This window comes from Lachnoclostridium sp. An131 (assembly GCF_002160825.1).
Classification (GTDB): domain Bacteria; phylum Bacillota; class Clostridia; order Lachnospirales; family Lachnospiraceae; genus Laedolimicola.
In genome coordinates, this window is record NZ_NFLI01000041.1 from 1 (window position 1) to 770 (window position 770).

1 rRNA gene is annotated in these 770 nt (G+C 47.3%); it reads left to right on the top strand.

Going from position 1 to position 770, the window contains the following annotated elements:
- Positions 1–277: 277 nt before the first annotated feature.
- Positions 278–770, top strand: a 23S ribosomal RNA gene (locus B5E77_RS16710); the annotation flags it as partial.

Below are 770 nucleotides of genomic sequence, written 5' to 3' on the forward strand. Positions count from 1 at the left end.
AAACTATATACTGAAAATATCCAGTTAAATCGAAGATTTAACAATACAAGACATCCGAGGTGATTATCCTTAAGGCTCTTCAGAATGGAAACAGGAAGAAGAGAAGAGAATAGTACCTTACAGGTATACCTGAATGCCCTGAAAAACGGGCAGAATAAGGAAATCACAGGAAGGAATCGAAAGAGGACTTCCAGAGGAAACAAACCTCTTAAAAAATAACCTATGGCCCTCATGCAACGCTATACATGAGTGTTGAACGAGAAGAAGTTTAACGAAAGGTCAAGCGTTAAGAGCGCAGGGTGGATGCCTTGGCACTAAGAGCCGATGAAAGACGTGATAAGCTGCGAAAAGCTTCGGGGAGGAGCAAATATCCAATGATCCGGAGATATCTGAATGGGGAAACCCGGCTGAGCAAACCTCAGTCAGCGTATGGTGAATCCATAGCCATGCGTGGGGAACCGCCTGAACTGAAACATCTAAGTAGGGCGAGGAAAAGAAAGAAAACTCGATTTCCAAAGTAGCGGCGAGCGAAATGGAAAGAGGCCAAACCGGAGTGCGTGCACTCCGGGGTTCGGACCGCATAATTGATTCTGTGATTCTAGTGGAACGGTTTTGGGAAAGCAGACCAGAGAGGGTGAAAGTCCCGTACACGAAAGGAAAGCAGACATGGCGGGATCCAGAGTACCGCGAGACACGTGGAACCTTGCGGGAACAAGCGGGGACCACCCCGTAAGCCTAAATACTCCTTAGTGACCGATAGCGCATAGTAC